General features: G+C 31.1%; 19 protein-coding genes and 1 other annotated feature. Of the genes, 1 reads left to right on the top strand and 18 read right to left on the bottom strand.

Annotated features, from left to right (window positions below; translation table 11 throughout):
• Positions 1-62 precede the first annotated feature (62 nt).
• The 18 genes from BN350_RS13760 to BN350_RS13845 all read right to left on the bottom strand — a co-directional run bounded on the left by BN350_RS13760 (position 63) and on the right by BN350_RS13845 (position 20691).
• Positions 63-1799 (bottom strand): ABC transporter ATP-binding protein, encoded by a 1737-nt coding sequence (locus BN350_RS13760; protein WP_028044119.1) that lies wholly within the window; start codon positions 1797-1799, stop codon positions 63-65.
• Positions 1800-1898: 99 nt separating this feature from the next.
• On the bottom strand, positions 1899-3632 hold the full coding sequence (thrS, locus tag BN350_RS13765) for a threonine--tRNA ligase (protein ID WP_028044120.1): 1734 nt from the start codon (positions 3630-3632) through the stop codon (positions 1899-1901).
• Positions 3629-4144 (bottom strand): GNAT family N-acetyltransferase, encoded by a 516-nt coding sequence (locus BN350_RS19325; RefSeq protein ID WP_049945577.1) that lies wholly within the window; start codon positions 4142-4144, stop codon positions 3629-3631. Before BN350_RS19325 ends, thrS begins: the two co-directional genes overlap by 4 nt.
• Positions 4145-4178: 34 nt before the next feature.
• Positions 4179-4374, bottom strand: a binding site (T-box leader).
• A gap of 2 nt (positions 4375-4376) precedes the next feature.
• Positions 4377-4655, bottom strand: a complete 279-nt coding sequence (locus BN350_RS13775) for a hypothetical protein (RefSeq protein ID WP_028044121.1) — start codon at positions 4653-4655, stop codon at positions 4377-4379.
• 57 nt (positions 4656-4712) lie between these two features.
• On the bottom strand, positions 4713-4967 hold the full coding sequence (locus BN350_RS13780) for a hypothetical protein (RefSeq protein WP_028044122.1): 255 nt from the start codon (positions 4965-4967) through the stop codon (positions 4713-4715).
• A gap of 157 nt (positions 4968-5124) precedes the next feature.
• Entirely contained in the window at positions 5125-6549 is a 1425-nt protein-coding gene (gene pyk / locus BN350_RS13785; protein ID WP_028044123.1) for a pyruvate kinase, read from the bottom strand.
• A gap of 34 nt (positions 6550-6583) precedes the next feature.
• Positions 6584-7543, bottom strand: coding sequence for a 6-phosphofructokinase (gene pfkA / locus BN350_RS13790; protein ID WP_028044124.1), 960 nt, complete (start codon positions 7541-7543; stop codon positions 6584-6586).
• Between the two features lie 79 nt (positions 7544-7622).
• Complete coding sequence (locus BN350_RS13795; RefSeq protein WP_028044125.1) at positions 7623-8531, bottom strand: ATP-binding protein; 909 nt, start codon at positions 8529-8531, stop codon at positions 7623-7625.
• Positions 8528-9775, bottom strand: a complete 1248-nt coding sequence (locus BN350_RS13800) for a DnaD domain protein (protein ID WP_028044126.1) — start codon at positions 9773-9775, stop codon at positions 8528-8530. Before BN350_RS13800 ends, BN350_RS13795 begins: the two co-directional genes overlap by 4 nt.
• Complete coding sequence (coaE, locus tag BN350_RS13805; RefSeq protein ID WP_028044127.1) at positions 9756-10352, bottom strand: dephospho-CoA kinase; 597 nt, start codon at positions 10350-10352, stop codon at positions 9756-9758. The genes BN350_RS13800 and coaE overlap by 20 nt, the downstream gene beginning before the upstream one ends.
• Complete coding sequence (locus BN350_RS13810; protein ID WP_028044128.1) at positions 10345-11286, bottom strand: Gfo/Idh/MocA family protein; 942 nt, start codon at positions 11284-11286, stop codon at positions 10345-10347. The genes coaE and BN350_RS13810 overlap by 8 nt, the downstream gene beginning before the upstream one ends.
• 1 nt (position 11287) lies before the next feature.
• The gene (gene mutM, locus BN350_RS13815) at positions 11288-12100 is read right to left on the bottom strand and encodes a bifunctional DNA-formamidopyrimidine glycosylase/DNA-(apurinic or apyrimidinic site) lyase (protein ID WP_028044129.1); all 813 of its coding nucleotides are present in this window, start codon (positions 12098-12100) and stop codon (positions 11288-11290) included.
• An 8-nt stretch (positions 12101-12108) separates the two neighbouring features.
• Positions 12109-14718: a DNA polymerase I gene (polA, locus tag BN350_RS13820; RefSeq protein WP_028044130.1), complete on the bottom strand. Its 2610-nt coding sequence runs from the start codon at positions 14716-14718 to the stop codon at positions 12109-12111.
• Between the two features lie 2 nt (positions 14719-14720).
• Positions 14721-17777 (bottom strand): DNA polymerase III subunit alpha, encoded by a 3057-nt coding sequence (gene dnaE / locus BN350_RS13825; RefSeq protein WP_028044131.1) that lies wholly within the window; start codon positions 17775-17777, stop codon positions 14721-14723.
• A 115-nt stretch (positions 17778-17892) separates the two neighbouring features.
• Positions 17893-18198 (bottom strand): hypothetical protein, encoded by a 306-nt coding sequence (locus tag BN350_RS13830; RefSeq protein WP_231385292.1) that lies wholly within the window; start codon positions 18196-18198, stop codon positions 17893-17895.
• A gap of 77 nt (positions 18199-18275) precedes the next feature.
• Positions 18276-18515, bottom strand: coding sequence for a TIGR03905 family TSCPD domain-containing protein (locus BN350_RS13835; protein WP_028044133.1), 240 nt, complete (start codon positions 18513-18515; stop codon positions 18276-18278).
• A gap of 12 nt (positions 18516-18527) precedes the next feature.
• The gene (locus tag BN350_RS13840) at positions 18528-19661 is read right to left on the bottom strand and encodes an FAD:protein FMN transferase (RefSeq protein WP_028044134.1); all 1134 of its coding nucleotides are present in this window, start codon (positions 19659-19661) and stop codon (positions 18528-18530) included.
• A 64-nt stretch (positions 19662-19725) separates the two neighbouring features.
• Positions 19726-20691, bottom strand: coding sequence for a hypothetical protein (locus tag BN350_RS13845; protein WP_028044135.1), 966 nt, complete (start codon positions 20689-20691; stop codon positions 19726-19728).
• 296 nt (positions 20692-20987) lie between these two features.
• On the opposite strand from BN350_RS13845, the gene BN350_RS13850 reads away from it, so the two are divergent.
• Positions 20988-22766, top strand: coding sequence for a glycoside hydrolase family 2 protein (locus BN350_RS13850; protein ID WP_028044136.1), 1779 nt, complete (start codon positions 20988-20990; stop codon positions 22764-22766).
• Positions 22767-22781: the final 15 nt, after the last annotated feature.

Here is a 22781-nt window from a genome sequence, read left to right on the forward strand (position 1 = left end):
ATTTGTATGGTGCAATAAAAGGAACAAGCTGTTGAACTGACTTTTTAAATGTCTGCCATTTTTTATTCATAAGCTAACTCCTCCTCACTCAATTGAGATGAAGCAATTTCATGATAGATTGGACAACTTTGTAACAATTCACGATGTGTTCCCTGTCCAATGACTCTTCCTTCATCCAAGACAATAATACGATCCGCATCCATGATCGTTGATATACGCTGAGCCACAATCAGAACAATAGATTGTTTTGTTTCTTCTTTTAAGGCTTTTCTCAACACAGCATCTGTTTTGAAATCCAATGCTGAAAATGAATCATCAAAAATATAGATTTCTGGTTTTTTAATTAAAGCTCTCGCGATACTTAAACGCTGACGCTGACCACCGGATACATTTGTTGCACTTTCAGTAATCATTTCATCAAAGTTATTTTCTTTTTCCATAATAAAATCATAACTTTGAGAAACTTTTGCAGCATGTATTAATTCTTCTTTGGTTGCATCTTCTTTCCCATATTTTAAATTATCTGCAATAGTTCCTGTAAATAACATCGCTTTTTGAGGGATAAACCCTATTTTATTCCTTAATGTTTCCATTGGATATTCCTTCACATTCACACCATCTAATACGATTTCTCCACAACTTACATCATAAAAACGAGGAATCAAATTAATCAATGTACTCTTACCAGAGCCAGTACTTCCAATAAAAGCAACCGTTTCTCCTTCATGAGCTTCAAAAGAAATATCTTTTAAGACTGCCTCTTCACTTCCTGGATAAACAAAAGTCACGTGATCAAAATAGAGTGAATGTTTTTGCATATCAACTGGTTTAAATTCATTTTGTTCATCATGAATATGAGCAGTTGTCTTTAAAACTTCCTGAATACGCTTCGCAGATACAGAAGCACGTGGATACATGACAAAGACACTACAGAATAACATCATAGAAAACATTGCATGAAATAAATAATCCTGAAAAGCAACAAGTTTTCCAACTTGTAATGTTTGAGCATCGATCATCTGACTTGCAACATAAAAAATAAGTAATGTTGCAATATTCATCAATAAATAAAAAACAGGTTGTGTTAATGTCATTAATTTAAAGATGTTTTTTGTATACTTTGTAAAAGCATTATTTGTTTCATTAAAACGCTCCTGTTCATAATCATCATTGCCAAAAGCACGAATAACCTTTAAACCAGATAAATTTTCACGTGTAATACGGTTAAGTCTATCTAAAGAAGATTGCTGTTTCTGTGACATAGGTTCAGACACTTTCGCTACAATAATCACACCAATCACAACAACAGGTAATGTTGCTGCAATAATGAGTGATAAGTCTAATGAAGTCGTAAGTGTCATCACAAAACTGACAACTACCATGACAGGTGTTAATAATGCTGTTCTTAAAATAACATTAATGAACATTTGAATTTGGAAAGCATCATTATTTGTACGGGTAATTAATGATGAAATTCCAAAATGATTAAATTCATGTGGTGAAAATGTTTGTACTTTGGTAAAGATATCATTACGAATATCTCTTGTTATTGAGGTTGATATTTTTGCACAGCAATACCCTAACAATATTGTACCTCCAACCCCTAATAATGAAATAATAATGGCTAAAAACCACATTGAATATAAATAACTTTGATTTTGAGTTGCAACTCCATAATCAATCATATTGGCAATAATTGTTGGCAGACCTAATTCAACCAAAGCAAAACCAAAGACTGATATCATATTCAATACAAGTAATTTCTTATATCTTTTTAAATAATGTAATATAAGTTTCATATAGGTCTCCTTTCTTTTCAACTGATATCTATGTTACACTATGGGGTAAGCCTATAGTCAAGATTTTTTTAACAGAGACAAAAGGTCCAAACGGACCTTTTATCTTGTTTTCTCTTTAATTTGCTGAAGAACCATTTGAATAAATTCATCTAAAGAAACAGTTGTTTGTTTTTGTTCTCCATATTGACGATAAGTCACAGTTCTTTCATCTCTTTCCTTATCTCCTAATACTAACTGATAAGGAATTTTTTTCATTTGTGCTTCACGAATACGATAACCAAGTTTTTCTTCACGATCATCTAATTCAACACGAATACCTTTTGCCTCTAATAATTGATAAACTTCTTTTGAATAATCTAAATGATACTCATTTTTAACTGGAATCACTTTCACTTGAGTAGGTGCTAACCATAATGGAAAAGCTCCTGCAAAATGTTCAATTAAAATACCAATAAATCTTTCAATAGATCCAAATATAACTCTGTGTAACATCACTGGTCTGACTTTATCACCATTATGATCAACATAAGTTAAATCAAATCTTTCAGGTAAATTCATATCTAATTGGATTGTTCCACATTGCCAAACTCTTCCTAAAGAATCTTTCACATGGAAGTCTAATTTAGGACCATAGAACGCTCCGTCACCAGGATTAATCTTATAATCTTTACCAGCGGCTTGACATGCTGCTGCCAAAGACGCTTCACTTTTATCCCAAATTTCAATTTCACCGATATATTTTTCTTCTGGTCTTGTTGATAATTCAATTTCATAAGGTAATCCTAAATTTGTATAAACACGATCAATAAAAGCAATTAATCTTACAACTTCACTTTCAATCTGATCTGGTGTCATGAAAATGTGTGCATCATCCTGAGTAAAAGTACGCACTCTAAATAATCCATTTAAAGCACCACTCGCTTCATGTCTATGCACTTGTCCAAGTTCTCCCATACGTAGTGGTAAATCTTTATAAGAATGTAAACCATTTTTATAAACGAGCATACTTCCTGGACAGTTCATTGGCTTAATCGCAAATTCGCGATCATCAACATAACTTGTATACATATTTTCTTTATAATTATACCAGTGTCCTGAGACTTCCCATAATTCTTTAGACATCATGATTGGTGTCTTGATAAATTCATATCCTTCTTTGGCATGTTCTTCATACCAGAATTGTTCAAGTGTATTTCTTAATAACATTCCATGTGGTAAGAAGAAAGGCATACCAGGAGCATATTCACTCATCATAAATAAGTCTAATTCTCTTCCTAATTTCTTATGGTCTCTTTTCTTAGCTTCTTCTAGGAAATTCAAATGTTCCTCCAACTCTTCAGGAGTTGGGAAACAAACACCATAAATTCTTTGTAAAACTTTATTATCTTTATCACCTTTCCAGTAAGCACCAGAATGTTTTAATAATTTAAAGTTTTTACATAATTTCACAGTCTCAACATGAGGACCTCTACATAAATCAGTAAAATCTCCTTGTCTATAACAAGTGATATTTCCATCTTCTAATCCACTAATTAAATCAATCTTATAAGGATCATCTTTAAACATTTCTAAAGCTTCTTCTTTAGAAATTTCATCTCTTACAATACGCTTACCATCTTTACAGATTTTCTTCATTTCTTTTTCAATCTTTGGTAAATCCTCATCAGTAATCACTTGATCACCTAAATCAATATCATAATAGAATCCTTCACTGACAACTGGTCCTACCCAAAACTTTGCATCTGGATACAGATGCTTAACAGCTTGTGCCATGACATGTGCACAAGAATGGTTTAATGTATTTAATACTTCTTCTTTTTTAAAATCTCTCATTTTTCTTCTCCTATCCAATATCTTAATGTATTTCTAAATTGATTATCAAAAACACCACCACATTTTTCTATAACTTTCATCGAAGCAATGTTCGTCTCATCACAGGTGACAAGAACTGGCCAAATATCCCACTGCTTACAAAACGCTAATGTCTCTTCTAACATTTTTGTTGCATAGCCCTGTTTTCTAAATTTTGGTGCTACACTATAACCAATATTGCCTCCTCTTTTCATTAATTTTTTTGATAAACAATGACGAATATTTACACATCCTATGACTTCATTATCCAACATATAAAGATAAGTAGTTGAAGGTACAAAAGGGGGTTCTATATCTATTCCTAGATGCATCTTCTTCTCTTTTTTTATCCATTCATCAAAACAACCTTCACATTGCTCATAAAATCCAATACCAGGTATAGGATTCTGATCATAAATATGATATTCATTTACAAACTCTTCTAATGCCTGCCTATGACAATAATCAGGAAAAACCCATCTTGGTTCTTTCATTCTAAAACCCTCCTTTACCAAAAAAAGATTTCATCCAAAGGACGAAATCTCGTGGTACCACCTTTATTTATTATCGTTAGATAACCTCTAAGTCTTAACGCGACAACACGACATTCTCTTTCGAGTGTAGCTATTAGGGAGTATTCTTGTAAACGCTGAAAAACTTTCACCAACCGTTTTCTCTCTATACAACATTCTTACAAAAACATATCCTAAATCATTGCTTGTAGCATTATTTTACATCATTATCTGATTTTGTCAAGTCATCTGCTTTCTTTACTCGTGCATTTTCATAGTATTCTATAATTTCTGCAAAACCATAGATTATAAGTGCAAACAAAAAAGACATGAAACAAGACCAAAGCATCATCATCATTGATTCAACACCCATCAATTCACCTGTATTTAAATAGGATGTATTCACTGCAATTTGATATGCTTCTCTACCAATATTCCCTATTAAGAAAATATATGCACAAACTTTTAATATTTTAGATAATTTATTTAACATATATCTCCTCCTTAAGTAAAACAATATCATAAAACAATCTCATGAATTGAAATTTTCTCATCTTGAAATAATATCTTGATTGTTAAAGTTTTCAAAACGTTCAACAACCCTTCCTATTACATAAATGAATAAAGAAACAATAAAATACATGACAATCTTATTTACCATCCCTAATATTATATCAATCAATAAATCATTAGGACTTCCTAATTGCATAAAGAGTTGTATATCTCTAAAACATGTTCTTATAACACTTAAGCCAAAAAACACATATGCTGAAATTTTAATTTTATAAGATACGTGATTAAACATAATTTCACCTCTACGAATAGAATACCACAAAAATGTGGAAAAGTTATGAAAAAATCATAATATTTTATGTTTTTAATTTCACAAAGTATGATTTTATTATATATACATATGTATATATGTATATAACAAAAAAAGTAGGATTTCTCCTACCTTTAAACTATTTTACAGTGATTAATTGTAAATAACTTGTTGTCCCTTTAATACCAGGTGTTCCACCAGTCACTAAAATTGTTTGACCAGCTTCAACATCATTTTCTTTAGCGATAACTTCTGCTAAATTTAATAAACCTTCAGTTGTATCCATTTGTTTACATGAAACAGCTTTAACACCCCAGTTAAGTGCTAATTTTCTTAATGTATCATCCATTGGAGTTGCAGCAATAATTGGACATTCTGGTCTATATCTAGACATTTTCTTTGCAGTAAATCCAGATTCAGTGAAAGCGACAATAGCTGCTACATTGAATTTTGTTGCAATTTCAGCAACAGACATACAGATTGCTTCAGAAGCATCATCAGTTGCTGTTCTGACAGCTTTTCTATGTAATGAAGCATAGTCTAAAGTTGATTCAGTCTTTAAAGCAATTTTATTCATAACCATAACTGCTTCTTCTGGATATTTACCTTGTGCAGATTCACCAGATAACATAATTGCATCAGTACCATCATAGATAGCATTTGCAACATCGCTCACTTCAGCACGAGTTGGTCTAGGATTTTCTTGCATAGATTCAAGCATTTGAGTTGCAGTAATAACAACTTTTCCTGATTCTTTACATTTTGTTATTAATTGTTTTTGAATTAATGGTACGTCCTCAGCAGGAACTTCAACACCTAAATCCCCACGAGCAACCATGATTCCATCCGCTACTTTAATGATATCATCCATCTTTTCAACACCTTCGCTATTTTCAATTTTAGCGATAATTTGAATTTCAGGTTTTCCGTTTTCAACTAAGATTTTCTTAATATCTAAAACATCTTGAGGACGACGAACGAAAGATGCAGCAATGAAATCTACATTTTGTTGACATCCAAACTCGATATCAGCTCTATCTTTTTCAGAAACAAATTCAAAACCTAATTCAATACCTGGAACATTAATTCCACGTTTATTTTTCACTTTACCATCATTTGCACAAACACAAACAATATCAGTTCCTTCAACATGATCGACTAATAATTCAACTTGACCATCATTGACCAAAATAAATCCACCAGGCTTAACATCTTTATATAAATCTTTATAAGTAATAGTAAAACGATCAGCTGTTCCAACGATGTCTTCTACACAAATAGTAGATACTTGCCCTTTTTTAAATTCTGTTACGCCACCTTCAAAATCACCAGTACGAATTTCAGGTCCTTTAGTATCTAAAAGAATTGCACAATGAGTTCCAAGTTCAGCATTCACATCACGCATTGTTTGCATTTTTGCTCCATGTTCTGCATAATCGCCATGAGAAAAATTACAACGCATTACGTTCATACCAGCTAAAACTAATTTTTTTAACATCTTTGGACTTTCAGATGCAGGTCCGATTGTACAAACAATCTTCGTCTTTTTCATTTTTTCTTTCATACTTTACTTTATCTCCTATACCCTCATATTTATATTAACGAAGCTTTAATACATCTTCGTAAATACCTTGATTAACTTCACGCTTATGACCTAAGACTTCTTCAATAGGTAATCCTACGATTTCACCTTTTACATCACTCACACATAATCCACCTTTTCCTTCTTCAAGAAGTTCTACAGCTTTAATACCCATACGTGTAGCTAAAACACGATCTCTTGCAGTTGGACTTCCACCTCTTTGCATATGTCCTAAAACATTTGCACGTGTTTCAAATCCAGTTGCTTCTTCAACACGTTTTGCTAATTCATGAACGTCAGTAATATGTTCTGTAATAACAACTAATGCATGTTTTTTATCAGAAGCTTTTGAACGTTTCAAAGTTTCAATAATTTCCTCCTGATTAAATCCACTCTCACTTGTTACAATCATTTCTGCACCACAAGCAAGACCAGCATGAACTGCTAGATCACCACATCTTCTACCCATAACTTCAAGAATTGTACATCTTTGATGAGAACTTGAAGTATCTCTTAATTTATCTAATGCATCTACAATTGTATTTAATGCTGTATCAAAACCAATTGTAAAATCAGTATCTGGTATATCATTATCAATTGTACCAGGAATCCCAATACAGTTAATACCCATTTCTGTCAATTTTAGTGCACCATTATAACTTCCATCTCCACCAATAACAACCAAAGCTTCCATTCCTACTTTTTTCATTTGTTCAATGGCTTCTTTTCTCACTTCTGGATCTTTAAATTCTGGAAAACGTGCTGACTTTAAGAATGTACCACCAATATTAATAATATTACGTGTACTATGACTGTCAAATTCCATAAATTCTCCATCATGTAATCCTTTATACCCTAATTTAACACCATAAACTTTAATTCCCTTATTTAAGCAAGTTCTTGTCACAGCACGAATAGCTGCATTCATTCCAGGAGCATCCCCACCTGAAGTTAACACTCCAATACATTTTACCATAATTATTCTCCTCTCACTTCATAATAATTTGATTTTATCATAAAACCTTGATATATTCTACACTTTTGTTATCATTCTATTACTTCAAATTGCCTCCGTCAAGCATTATTTCAATGCTTAGCGCTTTCAATTTTGAAATAATTGTATTTGCTCGAATTTCATCACCTTTTTTTATAGTATAGACCTTTTTTAAATCTTTATAACCATACATACTTGTAAAGAATGTAGGTAAATGATTTAGTAATCGATACGATAAAATTGTTAATAAAATCTCATCTCGCGACCACGCTGTTACATTTTCTTCACCAATACCATCTAATAGCAAGTAATCAACTTTCATCAATCTATCCATTGCATATTCATCATCACCTGTTGAAAAACTTGCTTTTAAATCAATCAAATAAGTTGGAAAATGAATAAATCCTACTTTCTTACCTTTTCTTGCTAAAGAATTCATAAGTCCTGCTAGTAATGTTGTCTTTCCACTTCCCATATCTCCATGTAAAAATAATCCTTGATCACTAGGTTCTTGAATATATTTCAATATATGGGCTAAAGCATTTTGTGCATTTAGTGATAAATTCTTTGCATCATTAATAACATTTAATGTTGTTAAATCCGTCAATAACAATTGATCATTCATATTTGTCACAACAAATTTTTCCAACAGCAGTCTCTTATCCTCCAATGCCTTTCCATATTCACAGCTTTCTAATTCCAAAATCACTTCACCCTCACGGTAAACTAGATTTTTTTTCATTCCCTGATTATCCTTTGGGCAGCTTTCTAAAGAGTGACAATTAAGACAAGTATGATAATCATCATTATAGTCTAAAAATTCTACCCAATAATCATCCATAATAGATGTATCAAGATGATGGAGCTTCAAAAAATTCTGTATATGTTTTTCTTTAGATAATGCATATACACTTTCTTGTTTCATATTTTGTACATCAAGTTGTCCCATCATATCTTTTACATTTTTCATAATTGTCCCTCCTTTAATTGACTTAATAAATCCATAAGTTCATCCGTCTGTTCTGCCTGTACTACTATAGGTTGCTGTTGAACAATCTGATTTTCCTCAGGTTCTAAATCTTCTTTATCCATAAGTTCACGATAAGCATCCATTGCAGTATGGATATTCTTACGTGCCCATGAAGCACCAATTGCTTCACAATAACGTTTAGATAAACGATTTTGATTCTTACCTAACACATATTCTATAAGGACATTCACAACCGATGGCTGTAATCCTAACTGAACCATCAACATCTCAACAATCATTAGATCATGAAAAACAGGTTCTTTGCCACCTTGTTTATCTTTAAGTAATTCATAGGGTGTAAGGCTATCTAAATATTTCATATGGAGTACAAGTGGTGAATGATCTCCATCAGTATGATATTGTAATGGCTGTTTATGATAAACTTCTTTTAACTGATTCATATTATCAATTTCAAAATATTTTTTTATGTTTGTTTTCAAAATATCTCTATTGAACCCTGTTGATTGCATTGAATCTTTAACCAAACCTGCAAGTGTTAATGCATCAACAGAATAAACAGTTGCTAATTGTGTTATATAGCGAATATCTTCTGTAGAAAGTTTAGAGCGATTAATCTGATAATCTGTTAAACTTTTATAAAGAAGTTCTAAGTCATATGTTGTTTCTATATCCTGTGTCTTTTTTTCTTTGAAATCTTCATTATATTTCAAAATACGGCCCTTTTTTTGTAAATGAGAAATTGTAAAAACATCTTGGAACTTTGCTGTGACTTCTTCATATTCATGGAGATCTTCTAATGTAATTTTAAAATATTGGATTGTTTTTTGAAAATCATCTTCTGATAATGAATCAGATAAGAGTGATGTGAGTATCTGGTTTTTAAAGAATGCTTTTAATGATAATGGAGATTGAAGTTGATAGATATACTGAGTACAATGTTCATCACGTTTGACGTATGTTTTTAGTAATCCAATTGCCTCTAAAGAACGAAGGTTTTTTTCAATATCTATGAGACTCATTGACATAAATGAAATAAGTCTTGATAATGACGCAGGTGTGACAATGCGTTGCATTCTCTTTCCTTCTGCAACAAGCGTCATATAAAGCCCAATTGCATAAGTTCCTAGTAATGGCTGGTAAAGATAATATAAAATATCATTTTGAATCTCATCAATTGGATAATGAAGTTCTACTCTATATAAATCACTCATATATAGTTTCATCTTTTAATACCTCTAATACTTTCTCTATATTTTTATACAAATCTTCATAATTCAATCGATTATCAATAATATAATCTCCCAATATTTTTTTCTTTTCAATAGAAATTTGTTGTTTCATTAAATGTACTGCTTCATCTTGAGTTATATGATTGCGTTTCATTAAACGTTGTATTTGTGTTTGTTCATCAACATAGACAACAATAATTTTATCACACATAAACTCTAAATGTGATTCAAATAACAAAGGAATATCTAAAAAGATAAGTTTTCCCTGATATTGATCAATTCTTTTTTGCATTGTTTCAATGACATAGGGATGGATAATATTTTCTAAATCTTGTTTTTTATCTTTATTATGAAATACAATTTGTCCTAATTTCTGTCTATTAATCGTTCCATCTTCATTTAAACAATCAAACTTTTCAATGACCTTCTCATAACAACTTGTTCCTTTATTCAAAGCCTGATGTGAAATTTTATCAGCATCTTCAACACAATACCCATGTGTTAATAAGTATTGCGTGACTGTACTTTTTCCAACTGCTATAGATCCTGTTATTCCAATGACTCTAGTCATCAAAAGACTCCTTTATTTTTTCCATCATCCTCATACATTTCAAACTATCTTGATGTGTCATTTTTGGACTCTCAACTAATCCTTGGTGAATACAATGATGAGCTTCTTCAATTTCTGTATAAAAATCATCAACAATATAAGGTGCATATAATGTATATGATTCCTTTGAATTCAATGTAACTTTTACTGTTTCAGGACGGTAGAATGGTTCAGCCTCTAAATATCCTAAGCTTCCAATCACTCGCATTTTCTTAGGAAGATTTCTATCTAATGCCATTTGTAAAAATGCTGTTGAGCCATTTTCAAAACAAATTTCTACTTCATCATAAGCATCTACACCATATTTTTTTTCACAATGTGATTGAAGACTTTTTAATGGTGAATTGATCCAAAAAAGTATTGCAGCAATATTATAGGTTCCAACATCATAAAGAATACCACCCTGATATTGATCATAAAGATAATACCCTTCACGATATGCACTTTCATAACAAAATGATGTTTCAACCCTCTGAATAGTCCCAATATCAACTTGTTTTAATTTTTCCATCATAGGTACAAACCGTGTTTTCATAGCTTCCATAAAAAGTACATTTTCTTTTTTTGCTGTTTCACATAATTCTTTTGTCTGCATATATGATAGAGTTGCTGGTTTTTCACATAAAACAGCTTTTCCTCTATGTAATGCCTTTAACGCCCATTGATAATGATCATTATGACGCAAAGCAATATACACAGCATCCACTTTTGGATCATCTAATAATTCATCATAGTTCTGATAAACTTTTATAGCAGGATATTGTTCTTGAAAACGATCTCTTTTCAATGCTGTTAATGATGCAACTGCATAAGTGATACCTTCCTCATGATGAGATAAACTATTCATAAAACGCATAGCAATATTCCCTAATCCAATAATTCCCCAATGAATCATCCTAATACCTCCTTTTTTGACAAAGTGGACAATAATAAGTTCCTCTTTGATTTAACATTATTTTTTTAATTGGTCCTCCACAACTTGAACACACTTTTTTTCCATGTGCATTAAGTTCCACCTGAAAAAGTCCATGTATTCCATTTGCATCAAAAGAATGTATTGTTGTTCCACCTTGTTTGATTGCTCTTGTTAAAACATCCACTGAAATATCTTTTAATTCTTGAACACGTGCTTTGGATAAACGCGAAGCTTTTGTACGTGGATCTATTTTCATTTCAAAACAAATTTCATTTGCATAAATATTCCCTATTCCTGCCATAATACTTTGATCTAACAAGGCTGTTTTGATAGGTAAAGAACTCTTATGTAGCAATTGATACAATTCCTTAACTTCAATATCAAAAGGTTCTTTGCCTAATTTCTTTAAAGGAACTTGTTCAAGATAATGATGAACATCAACAAGTTCCATTCTTCCAAATTTTCGTGTATCCATATATCTCAAATCCTGATGATTTGATAAATGAAAAACAACATGTGTATGTTTATCTATGGGAGTATCACTATCAATAATATGATACTTTCCCTCCATTCTCAAATGAGATACAAAAGCATCATGATCTAATATAAAAATCAAATATTTTCCTACACGTTCAATTTCTTGAATATGCTGATGAGCCAATCGTCTTTTAAATTCCTTTGTATCACCATTGATAATCTTATCATAATAAACATCAATATCTAAAATTTCCTGCTTTAAGATAAACTGTCTTAATGTTTGTCTCACTGTTTCTACTTCTGGTAATTCTGGCATCTTCTCACCTACTTTAAATCATACCAATTTGTGGCATATGCACCTTCTACTTTTAAAGGAACATCCATTTGGAAAGCATCTTCCATTGCCGACTTAATAATTGTCATCATTTCATCCAATTCTTCTTTATATACATCAAAAATTAATTCATCATGAACTTGTAAAATCATCTTAGATTTTAAATGTTTTTCTTTCATTAACTGCTGTACCTTGACCATTGCTAGTTTTAAAATATCTGCACCACTTCCCTGAATTGGTGAATTCATAGCAAATCTTCTTGCCTGCTCACGTACCATAAAATTCTTATCATTAATTGTTGGAATATATCGTTTTCTATTCAATACAGTTGAAACATAACCGTTTTGTTTACAATCTTCAACAATTTTATCCATATATACCTTAATTTCAGGATACTCTTCAAAATATCTTCTAATAAATTCTCTTGCTTCCTGTAAAGAAACACCAATCTGTTTTGATAATCTAAATTCACCCATTCCATAAATAATTCCAAAGTTCACTGCTTTAGCCTGTCGACGCATATTTGCAGTGACATCTTCATCTTTCACTTTAAAAACCAGTGCTGCTGTATGTGTATGAATATCTTTATCTAAACGAAAAGCTTCTATTAAAGACTTCACTTGTGCTAAATGAGCAAGAATACGCAGTTCAATTTGAGAATAATCAAATGTAACAAGATAATCATGGCTTGCAACAAAAGCCTTACGAATGAGTTTTCCTTCTTCCTGACGAACTGGAATATTTTGTAAATTAGGATCTATTGAAGATAAGCGCCCTGTTTGTGTTAATGCCTGATTGTAAATTGTATGTATTTTTCCATCAGGAAAGACTTGTTCCTGCAATCCTTTAATATATGTTGATGATAGTTTTGTGATCATACGATATTTTTGTATTAAAGGTACTATTGGATGTAAATCTTCAATTTTTTCTAGAATATCTTGTGATGTTGAATAACCACTTTTTGTTTTTTTGCCATTAGGCAAGTTTAACTTTGTAAATAAGATTTCCCCTAATTGTTTTGGTGAAGAAATATTAAATGTTTCACCTGCTAACATATAAATATCTTCTTCTATTTCTTTAATTTGATGGTCGAAAGATTTTTCCATATCTTTTAAGACCTGAACATCTATTTTTGCTCCCTCATACTCCATTTCTGCTAAAATGTATGTGACTGGAATCTCTAAAGTTTGATAAAGATCATATTGTTCTTCTGCTTTTAATTTTTCTATTGCTTCTGCTTTTAAATCATAGATTGCTTTTGCCTTAGCAACAGTATGTTTAGCAAGAACATCCATTTCTGGAATATGCTTTTTTGTATTCTTTCCAAATACTTCTTCTTCATATTGCAATGATGTATATCCATAATAATCACAAATATATTTCATTTCATCTTTCAAACTTGGATTTAAAATATAAGATGCTAACTGTAAATCAAAATCCATTCCTCTTATTTCAATACCATTCCATTTTGCTGAAAGAATTTGTGCCTTTATATTATAACTCGATTTATGATATTGATCATTTTTTAAATAATTTAAGAATTCTTCATCTTTTAAAGCATTTTCAAAAGTAATGAAATAAGCTTGATCTTGATTATATAATGCATAACCTAAAACAATTGACTTATGATAATTTTGATCATAAATAGCTCCCATTACACTACTATCTTGAGTAATAATTGGCATTTTTTCAACAACTTCATATTGTAAATCAGTTGTATGTGGTCTTCTTGATTCTACTGAAATTCTCTTTAATAATGAGTTCATATCGTACTTTTGATAAAACGCTTTTAATTTTTCAAAGTCATATCCAGTATAACGAGCATCATTCAAATTAAGATCCATTGGAATATCTCTTAATATGGTTGCTATTTTTTTAGATTGAATTCCTAAATCAATATTTTCTCTAATCTTTTCACCCATTTTTCCTTTGATTTCATCAACATGTTCTTTTAAATTTTCAATTGTTCCATATTGATGCAATAATTTCAGGGCTGTCTTTTCTCCAACACCTTTAATTCCTGGAATATTATCAGCACTATCTCCCATCAATCCTAAGAAATCTCTAATCTGATCAGGAGTTAATCCATATTTTTCATCCAATGTTGTAGGAGTATAAACATCTAATTGCGTCACTCCTTTGACTGTACGATAAACAGTTGTTTGATTAGAAACCAATTGAAAAGCATCTTTATCTCCTGTAAAGATAGATACTGATAATCCTTCTTTTTCAGCCAAAGCGGAAAGTGTTCCTATAAGATCATCACCTTCATAACCCTCTATTTCAAAATAAGGAATTTGGTAAGCATTTAAGAAATCTCTTATCATTGCAAACTGACATTTTAATTCATCAGGTGTTTCTTTTCTCGTTGCTTTATATTCTTCTAATAAATCATTTCTAAATGTCTTTTTTCCATAGTCAAAAGCCACAACAATATAAGCTGCATCTCTTTCTAATATCTTCTGTAACATATTCGCAAAACCAAATACAGCATTTGTAGGAATACCATCTTTATTCACCATTAAATTACCAATAGCTGCAGTTGCATAATAAGCTTTAAACAATAACGAATTTCCATCAATTAAAATTAATTCTTCCATATTTATTCTATAATCCTTGCCTTATCAACAATAAAAGATAACTTATCCTTCATATCAACTTTACCATTTATAAGACAAATATTTCCTTTCTTTAACATCATTCCAATACTTTTATATCTTGATGCAAAAACCACTCCATCAATACTTCCTGTTTCATCAAATCCTTCTATAAAACACATTTCATCACCTTTACGATCAGTAATATTTTTCACTCTTTGTAATTGAACAACAATATTGACATGTTGATTAACATACTCATATAAAGATGCAACATTAACATATTGAATTTGTAGTTTTACTTTCATTAATTCAATAGGATGCATTGATAAATAAATACCAAGTACAGCCTTCTCTCTTGTTAGTTTCTCTTCTTGATGATCTTTATAAACTGTTAATACAGGTTTTTCATCAATTCCTAGACTATTTTTTAAACTTCCATAATCTCTAATACTATCTAAATTCTTATGAATCATTTGGCGAGCCATCCCAAATTCATCAAGAGCCCCTGCATCAATCAATGATTCCAACATCTTCTTAGAAACTTTTGATTCATCCATTCGAATCACAAAATCAAAGATATCAGTAAAACGTCCATTCTTCCTCTCATCTACAATAGCTTTATAGCCTGCATAACCAACATTCTTAATTGCCAGTAAAGAATAACGAATATGTCCATTTTCAACCATAAAACGGGCATAAGAATCATTAACAGAAGGTGGAAGTATTTCCACATGATATGCTTTACATTCTTGGATACAATGTAATTTTGTTGTATCACTTGAAAGTTCATTAGATAATATGGAAGCAAAGAAATAAAGTGGATAATTGGCTTTCAGATAAGCTAACTGATAAGCAACATAACCATATGCTACACTATGTGCTTTACCAAATCCATAATTCGCAAACTTTTCAATCAAATCAAAAATTTCTACAGCCTTATCCATTTTATATCCATTTTCAAGGCACCCAGCAATAAACTCTTCTTTCATAGACTGCATAAGCTTTGTTTCCTTCTTAGATACTGCTTTTCTCAAAATATCTGCTTTTCCCAAAGAAAAACCAGCAATCTTTTGAGCAACCTGCATAATCTGTTCCTGATAAATCATAATACCATAAGTTGAATCTAATATAGATTCTAACTCTTTTAATGGATATGTAACTTGAACTTTCTGACTGCGTCTTTGAAGATACAGTGGTATATTTTCCATTGGTCCAGGTCTAAACAATGCAATAGCAGCAACAATATCATCAAAACAATATGGTTTCATCTTTCTTAACAAATTACGCATACCTTGAGATTCTAATTGAAAAACACCAAATGTATCAGCTCTAGAAATTAATTGATAAGTCTTTTGATCATCAATAGGTAAATCATTCAGCATCATTGTTTCACCAGTATCACGTTTAATATCTTTACAAATATTATCAATCATTGTCAAGTTTTTAAGTCCTAAAAAATCCATTTTTAATAAACCAACATCTTCAATATAATCTTTAGAATATTGTGACATCAATGTAGACGTTGGACCAATAACTAATGGAATAACTTCCCTCAATGGCTGTTTTGATAAAATAACTCCTGCTGCATGAGTAGAAATATTACGTGGTAAATGTTCAATCACACTCGTTGCTGCAATAATTTTCTTTAAGATAGGTTCTTGATTAATCATTGACTGAAACTGAGCAGATGTCTGATACATTGTTGTAATTGTTTTTTTGTTTTTTGGGCCAGTAGGAATCATTTTCGCAATAATTTCCAATCTAGGAAGAGGTAATCCCATCACTTTACCCATATCTTTAATGGCGACACGTGGTCCGTAGGTATTAAAGGTAACAATCTGAGCAACATGTTCCTGACCATATTTTTCAACAACATAATTCACGACCTCATCACGACGATCATCTTGAAAATCAACATCAATATCTGGCATAGAAACACGCTCTGGATTCAAGAATCGTTCAAAAAGCAAATCATATTTTAGAGGATCAACATTTGTAATTCCCAAAACATAAGCAACCAAACTTCCAGCAGCACTTCCACGTCCTGCCCCTACTTGTATTTTACTAACCTTGGCAAAACGAACATAATCCCAAACTATAAGAAAATAATCATCAAATCCCATATCATGAATAACACTTAATTCATATTTTAATCTCTCAATATAGGGAGATGGAATAGACTGATTCATAAATCTTTTTTTTATTCCCATCTTGCATAATTCTCTTAAATATTCAGAGGCTCTTCCTCCATGTGGTACAGGATAGGCAGGTAGATGCTTATCATGCATTGGAATAGTTGCACGGCACGATGATAACACATAAATTGTTTCATCAATCATATCATTTGAAAAAAGTTCTCTCATTTCTTCTTCGGTCTTTAAATACTTTTCTTGTGTCAAAGGTTCATATTTTGCATCTAATGTTATTCCATGTAATGATGCCTGCATTAAATCTACTGCCAAAGCATCAGTCTTCTTTAAATAGCTGACTTCATTAGAACAAATTAATTTAACTTTGGCATATTTTGCAAGTGAAATCATCCGTTCATTAAATGTTTGCTGAAACTTTAAACGATGATTTTGTAACATCACATAATAATTCTCTTGAAATAGTTCTTTAAACAGTTTCAAGTATCTAACTGCCTCATCTTCCATTTCCTTCGTAATCAATCTTTCAACGATCCCTTCAGGGCACCCAGAAATCACAAACAAATGATCCTTATATAAAGATAAATCTTCTAAACGAATACATTTATCCTCATGAATATTAATATCACAACAAATCTTAACCAAATCGAAATATCCAATATCATCTTTAGCTAATAAAATAAAAGGATAAATTTCACTCTCTATCATAATGCTAGCTTCCATCCCAAAAATAGGTTTAACCCCATTTTTTAAACAGGCCTCACTAAATTCTAAAGTCCCAAACATATTATTTTTATCTGTCAATGCTAAGGCATCTATATGCTTTTCTTTCGCATCAAGAATCAAATCTCTTATCAATATGGTACTATTTTGAAAACTATAAGCACTATAAACCTGTAAATGTCCAAACATATGATACCTCCTTTGTTCTTTATATTATATCAAAAAACATCTCTATAAGATACAACGAAACAAAAATTATTCTTGATGAAAGTATACCCTATCATTAGAAAAATAAGTTTTTTATTTATAAAATACAATGAAAAGAAAACAAAATTAACATAATTGCTATATATAAACATAAAACAACATAAATAAGCTGCATTAAATAAACAGCTTCAATACTCATCACCCATAACCTATATAAATATAAACCAATCAAATAGAAATGATACTGTAATTGAATGACTTTAAAACATCTCTGATTTAAAATAATCACAAGACTTATTAAAACAGCTATCAAATGAAATGGAATAATCCATCTATAACAAACCAATTGTAATATCATACATAGTGCACACAATAACTGCATCTTCTTTATTCTTTGTATCATCATCATTATCACCTACTCTATGATATGTTAAAAATACAAAAATAGACAATATTTAAACAAAAGAAAAAGTGAGCTCATTACTCACATTCCTTTAAAGCTTTTGCTAATTGATCAGGACAAGATGTTGACTTCATTCCACAGCGAATCCCTTCTAATCTAGAAATCACTTCATCCTTATCCATGCCTTCCACAAGTTTTGCAACCCCTTGCGTATTTCCAGAACATCCACCAATAAATTTTACACCTGTAACTTTTCCTTCTACCACATCAAAATCAATACGTGACGCACATGTTCCCTTTGTTTTATAACTATACATCTCTTTTCCCTCCTACTTTAATCTCTCTTTATCAATGACATAAAGTTTCTCATTATCTTTCAATCCACTAGATAATCTAATCTTTCCATCATCCAATAACCAAATTGCCTCAACACCTTCCAATGAATTAATTAATTTCAATCCATCTTCATAGCTCATTAAAAACACTGCAGAACTTAAGAAATCAGCTAAATCACTGTCCTCAGTAATAATACTCACACTTCTAAAATGAACAGCTGGATATAATGTATCAGGATCAATTAAATGATGATATCTCACACCATTAATATCCTTATAAAATCTCTGATAATCACCACTTGTCACAATAGATTCACCTTGTACAACTAAAACAGCTTCATTTTCAGCATTATCATCATTCTCATCATGTGCAAAATTACCATCCTTAGGAGATTCAATTCCTACACAAAACTGTTCCTGACATTCATCAAGATAAAAATCTCCTTCTTTCTTAATTTTTCTTTCCCCATGGCTTGCAACATTACCACCACCACTTAAAAGAAAATCTTCAACACCCATATCAATTAAATCCTGTTTAATCAATTCAATAGCATAACCCTTAGCAGTTGCACCAACATCCAAAGAAACATTTGCATCATCAATATACACCGTTTTCTTTTCTTTATCAATTTTAATGCTTTCAATACTTGTATGACTATTTGCCTTTTTTAATTCATCAGCAGTTGGTACTTCTCCAACCCCATCATGACTCTCTGCCTTTTCTCGATAATCATGCCAAACATCAATCACACTTCCAAACGCAATATTTACCTTATTAGAAATTGTCTTATTTCTTTCAATACATATTTCCAATAAATCTATAAGTGGCTGATCAACAACAACTGCTTCTTTTCCAGCTTTCTCATTAATTGTTTTGACATTATTAATATCATCATAAGACTTATATTTATCAAACAAATGATCATAATAATTCAAATCCTTCTCAATCAATTCACATTGTTTTTCGAAGTTATCTTCGCTTAACACATAAGCCATATAAGTTGTCACAGTATCAAACGGACCTGTAAACCTTCTACTCATATATTGATATTGAGATTTCTTTTGGCATCCACTTAATACTAACATCATCAATACTAAAACTAAACATATACTTTTCTTCAATTTCATCACCGTTAACCATTATACCAATAAATAAAAAAAACTGCGATATATTTTCGCAGTTTTTACATTTTTATTTTAAATTTTCTCCAGCTTCAGCAATAGCTTTTAAGAAAGCATCGATTGTAATTGTACATTTAGAAGCTAAATCAGTTCCAGTTTTTGGAGCTTTACCACCATGGTAATCTTCAGTTTCAATATTAGCAACATCAGCTACAGGTTTACCTTTGATTGCTTCTTCAAAAGCAGCAGCTTGTTCGTACCATTCTCCACCATCTTTGATTTTTCCAGCATCAGCAGAAGTTTTCTTCATACCATATTTTTCTTTTAATTCAGATTTAGTATCAGTAACACCTTTGTAAATTTGTGCAACATCAATTTTTGAATAAACGATTTTGTTATCAGCATCAGTAGCAACTAAAGCAATAGTTGTATTTAATTGTTTCTTTTCAGCATCGTTTTCCATTACATCACCGATAGCGATTTTTTCAGCATTTGCTTCTACAGCATTTTTAGCAGCTTTATCTACAGCAGCTAAGAAATCATCAATAGTGATTGTACATCCAGCAGCTAAATCAGTTCCAGTTTTTGCAGCTTTTCCACCATGGAAATCTTCTGTTTCAACAGCAGCTACTTCAGCAGGAGTTTTACCTTTAGCCCATTTTTCAAATGCAGCAGCTTGTTCATCCCATTCAGCACCTTCAGCAATTTTTCCATTAGCTTTAGATGCATTTTTCATACCATAAGCAGATTTACGTTCTTTTTTAGTTTGATCTAATTGAGTTTTTTCATCTCCACCTGGAGTAGATTGTGCAACATCAATATCAATGTATTGGATTTTTCCATCTTTATCTAATCCAATAGCAGCCATAGTAGAATTAACTTGACCTTCATCACTAAAGCTACTTACAACTCCTAAACCAACTTTTGCATATTTAGCAGCAGTATCTCCACCACCAGTTTCATCTTTTTTACCACATCCAACGAGTACAGTTGCTACTAGTGCAGATGCAGCTAATACTTTTACTAATTTGTTCATAAAATTCTCCTTCCCATATATCGTTTTTTGAACTACCTATATTATATATTGAAAGCGTTTATATAGCAAGATATTTTCACGTTATTCTGCTTTATTTCTCACATATTTCATCATATTTTTACTGTTCATGTGAATTTTTTAACTGATTTTATCAATGTTTTTTGTTTTTATATCTTTATGAAATTTTTCTTTTCTAAAATAGAAAATTTAATTTATTAAATATTATTTTTAAGAAGTTTAAAAGCATTAACATTCTTACCGTTCCATTATATAATGAAGTTAGGAGGAAAAAAATCATGAAACTATTAAATGCTATAAAAACTGTACGACTATTTCAAAAGAAAGAAAAACTCATTCCTATGATAACAAGATGGGGAAAACAACTTGACCCACAACATGTATTAGAAGAATATCCACGTCCACAATTAAAAAGAAAAGACTATATGAATCTCAATGGATATTGGCAGTATGCATTCACTAAAAATCATGACTTTCCTGAATCTTTTGATGGTCAAATCCTTGTTCCCTTTTCACCAGAATGTCAATTATCACGAGTATTGAGACAATTACAGCCCCTTGAATATCTTTGGTATGAAAGAGAACTAGATTTAGTCATTCAATCACACCAGCGCTGTCTTTTACACTTTGGAGCTGTTGATCAGATAGCAAGTGTTTATCTTAATCACAAATTAATAGAATATCATGTTGGTGGATATCTACCTTTTACAATAGATATAACAGACTATCTTTGTTATGAGCATAATTTACTAACAGTTTGTGTAGAAGATTTTTCAGATACTTCATATAGAAGCAAAGGAAAACAGCGACTCAACAGAGGTGGTATGTATTATACAGCACAAAGTGGTATATGGCAGACAGTTTGGTTAGAATGGGTTCCTGAAACATATATAAAAGATGTAAAAATTATTTCTGATTATGATAATGATCAAATTAAAGTTTCTATATGTTGGAATAAAAATTATGACTCGACTCTTTCTTTTATCATAGATGGGCAGCCTATAACAGATATCCAACAACAAGATGGCTACCACTGTATAAAAATTAAAAATAAAAAATCATGGACTCCAGATAATCCTTATCTTTATACATTAAAAATACAATCAAATGAAGATGAAGTAGAATGTTATTTCGCTATGCGTATTTATACAATTGAAAATGATAATCGAAATATTCCAAGAATCTGTTTAAATCATCAGTCCATTTTTATGCACGGTGTCCTTGATCAAGGATATTGGCCAGATGGTCTCTACACCGCACCAAGTGATGAAGCTTTGATTTATGATATTAAGAGTATGAAATCATTAGGATTTAATATGATTCGCAAACATATTAAAATTGAACCTTCTCGCTGGTATTATCATTGTGATCGTCTTGGTATGATTGTTTGGCAAGATATGGTGAATGGTGGGTCTCAATATCATACTTGGTTTATTACTTATATGCCTTCATTGATAAGTTGGACAAAAAAACATATAACTGATAATCATTCAAAACTTTTCTCACGAGAAAGTATCAATGGACAATGGGAATGGACATTGGAATGTAAGGAAACAGTTGAACATCTATCTTGCTTTCCTTGTATTAGTACATGGGTATTATTTAATGAAGGATGGGGACAATTTCAAACAAAAAAACTAACGAACTATATACATAAATTAGATGACACACGTATGATTGATTCTGCTAGCGGCTGGTTTGATCAGCAATGTGGTGATTTCAGAAGTGAACATCATTATTTTGATGAACCTAAAATGATCCCTGACACAAGAGCTTTTGTTTTATCAGAATATGGTGGCTTTGCTTGTCCTATTCAACAACATATGAGTGTTACAAAAGTATATGGATATGGCATTTATAAAAATGTTAATGACTTTTCTAAAGCCTATTATCATCTTTTAGATAAAACAATCAACCCACTAATCCAACAAGGCTTATGTGCAGCTATTTACACACAGTTAAGTGATATTGAAGAGGAAGTCAATGGTTTATTGACTTATGATAGAGAAATTTGTAAGCTTATAGAAAAAGATAATTTGATTAAAGAGAATTCTTAAAGAATTCTTTTCTTC

It is taken from the genome of Candidatus Stoquefichus massiliensis AP9 (assembly GCF_000455285.1).
GTDB lineage: Bacteria > Bacillota_I > Bacilli_A > Erysipelotrichales > Coprobacillaceae > Stoquefichus > Stoquefichus massiliensis.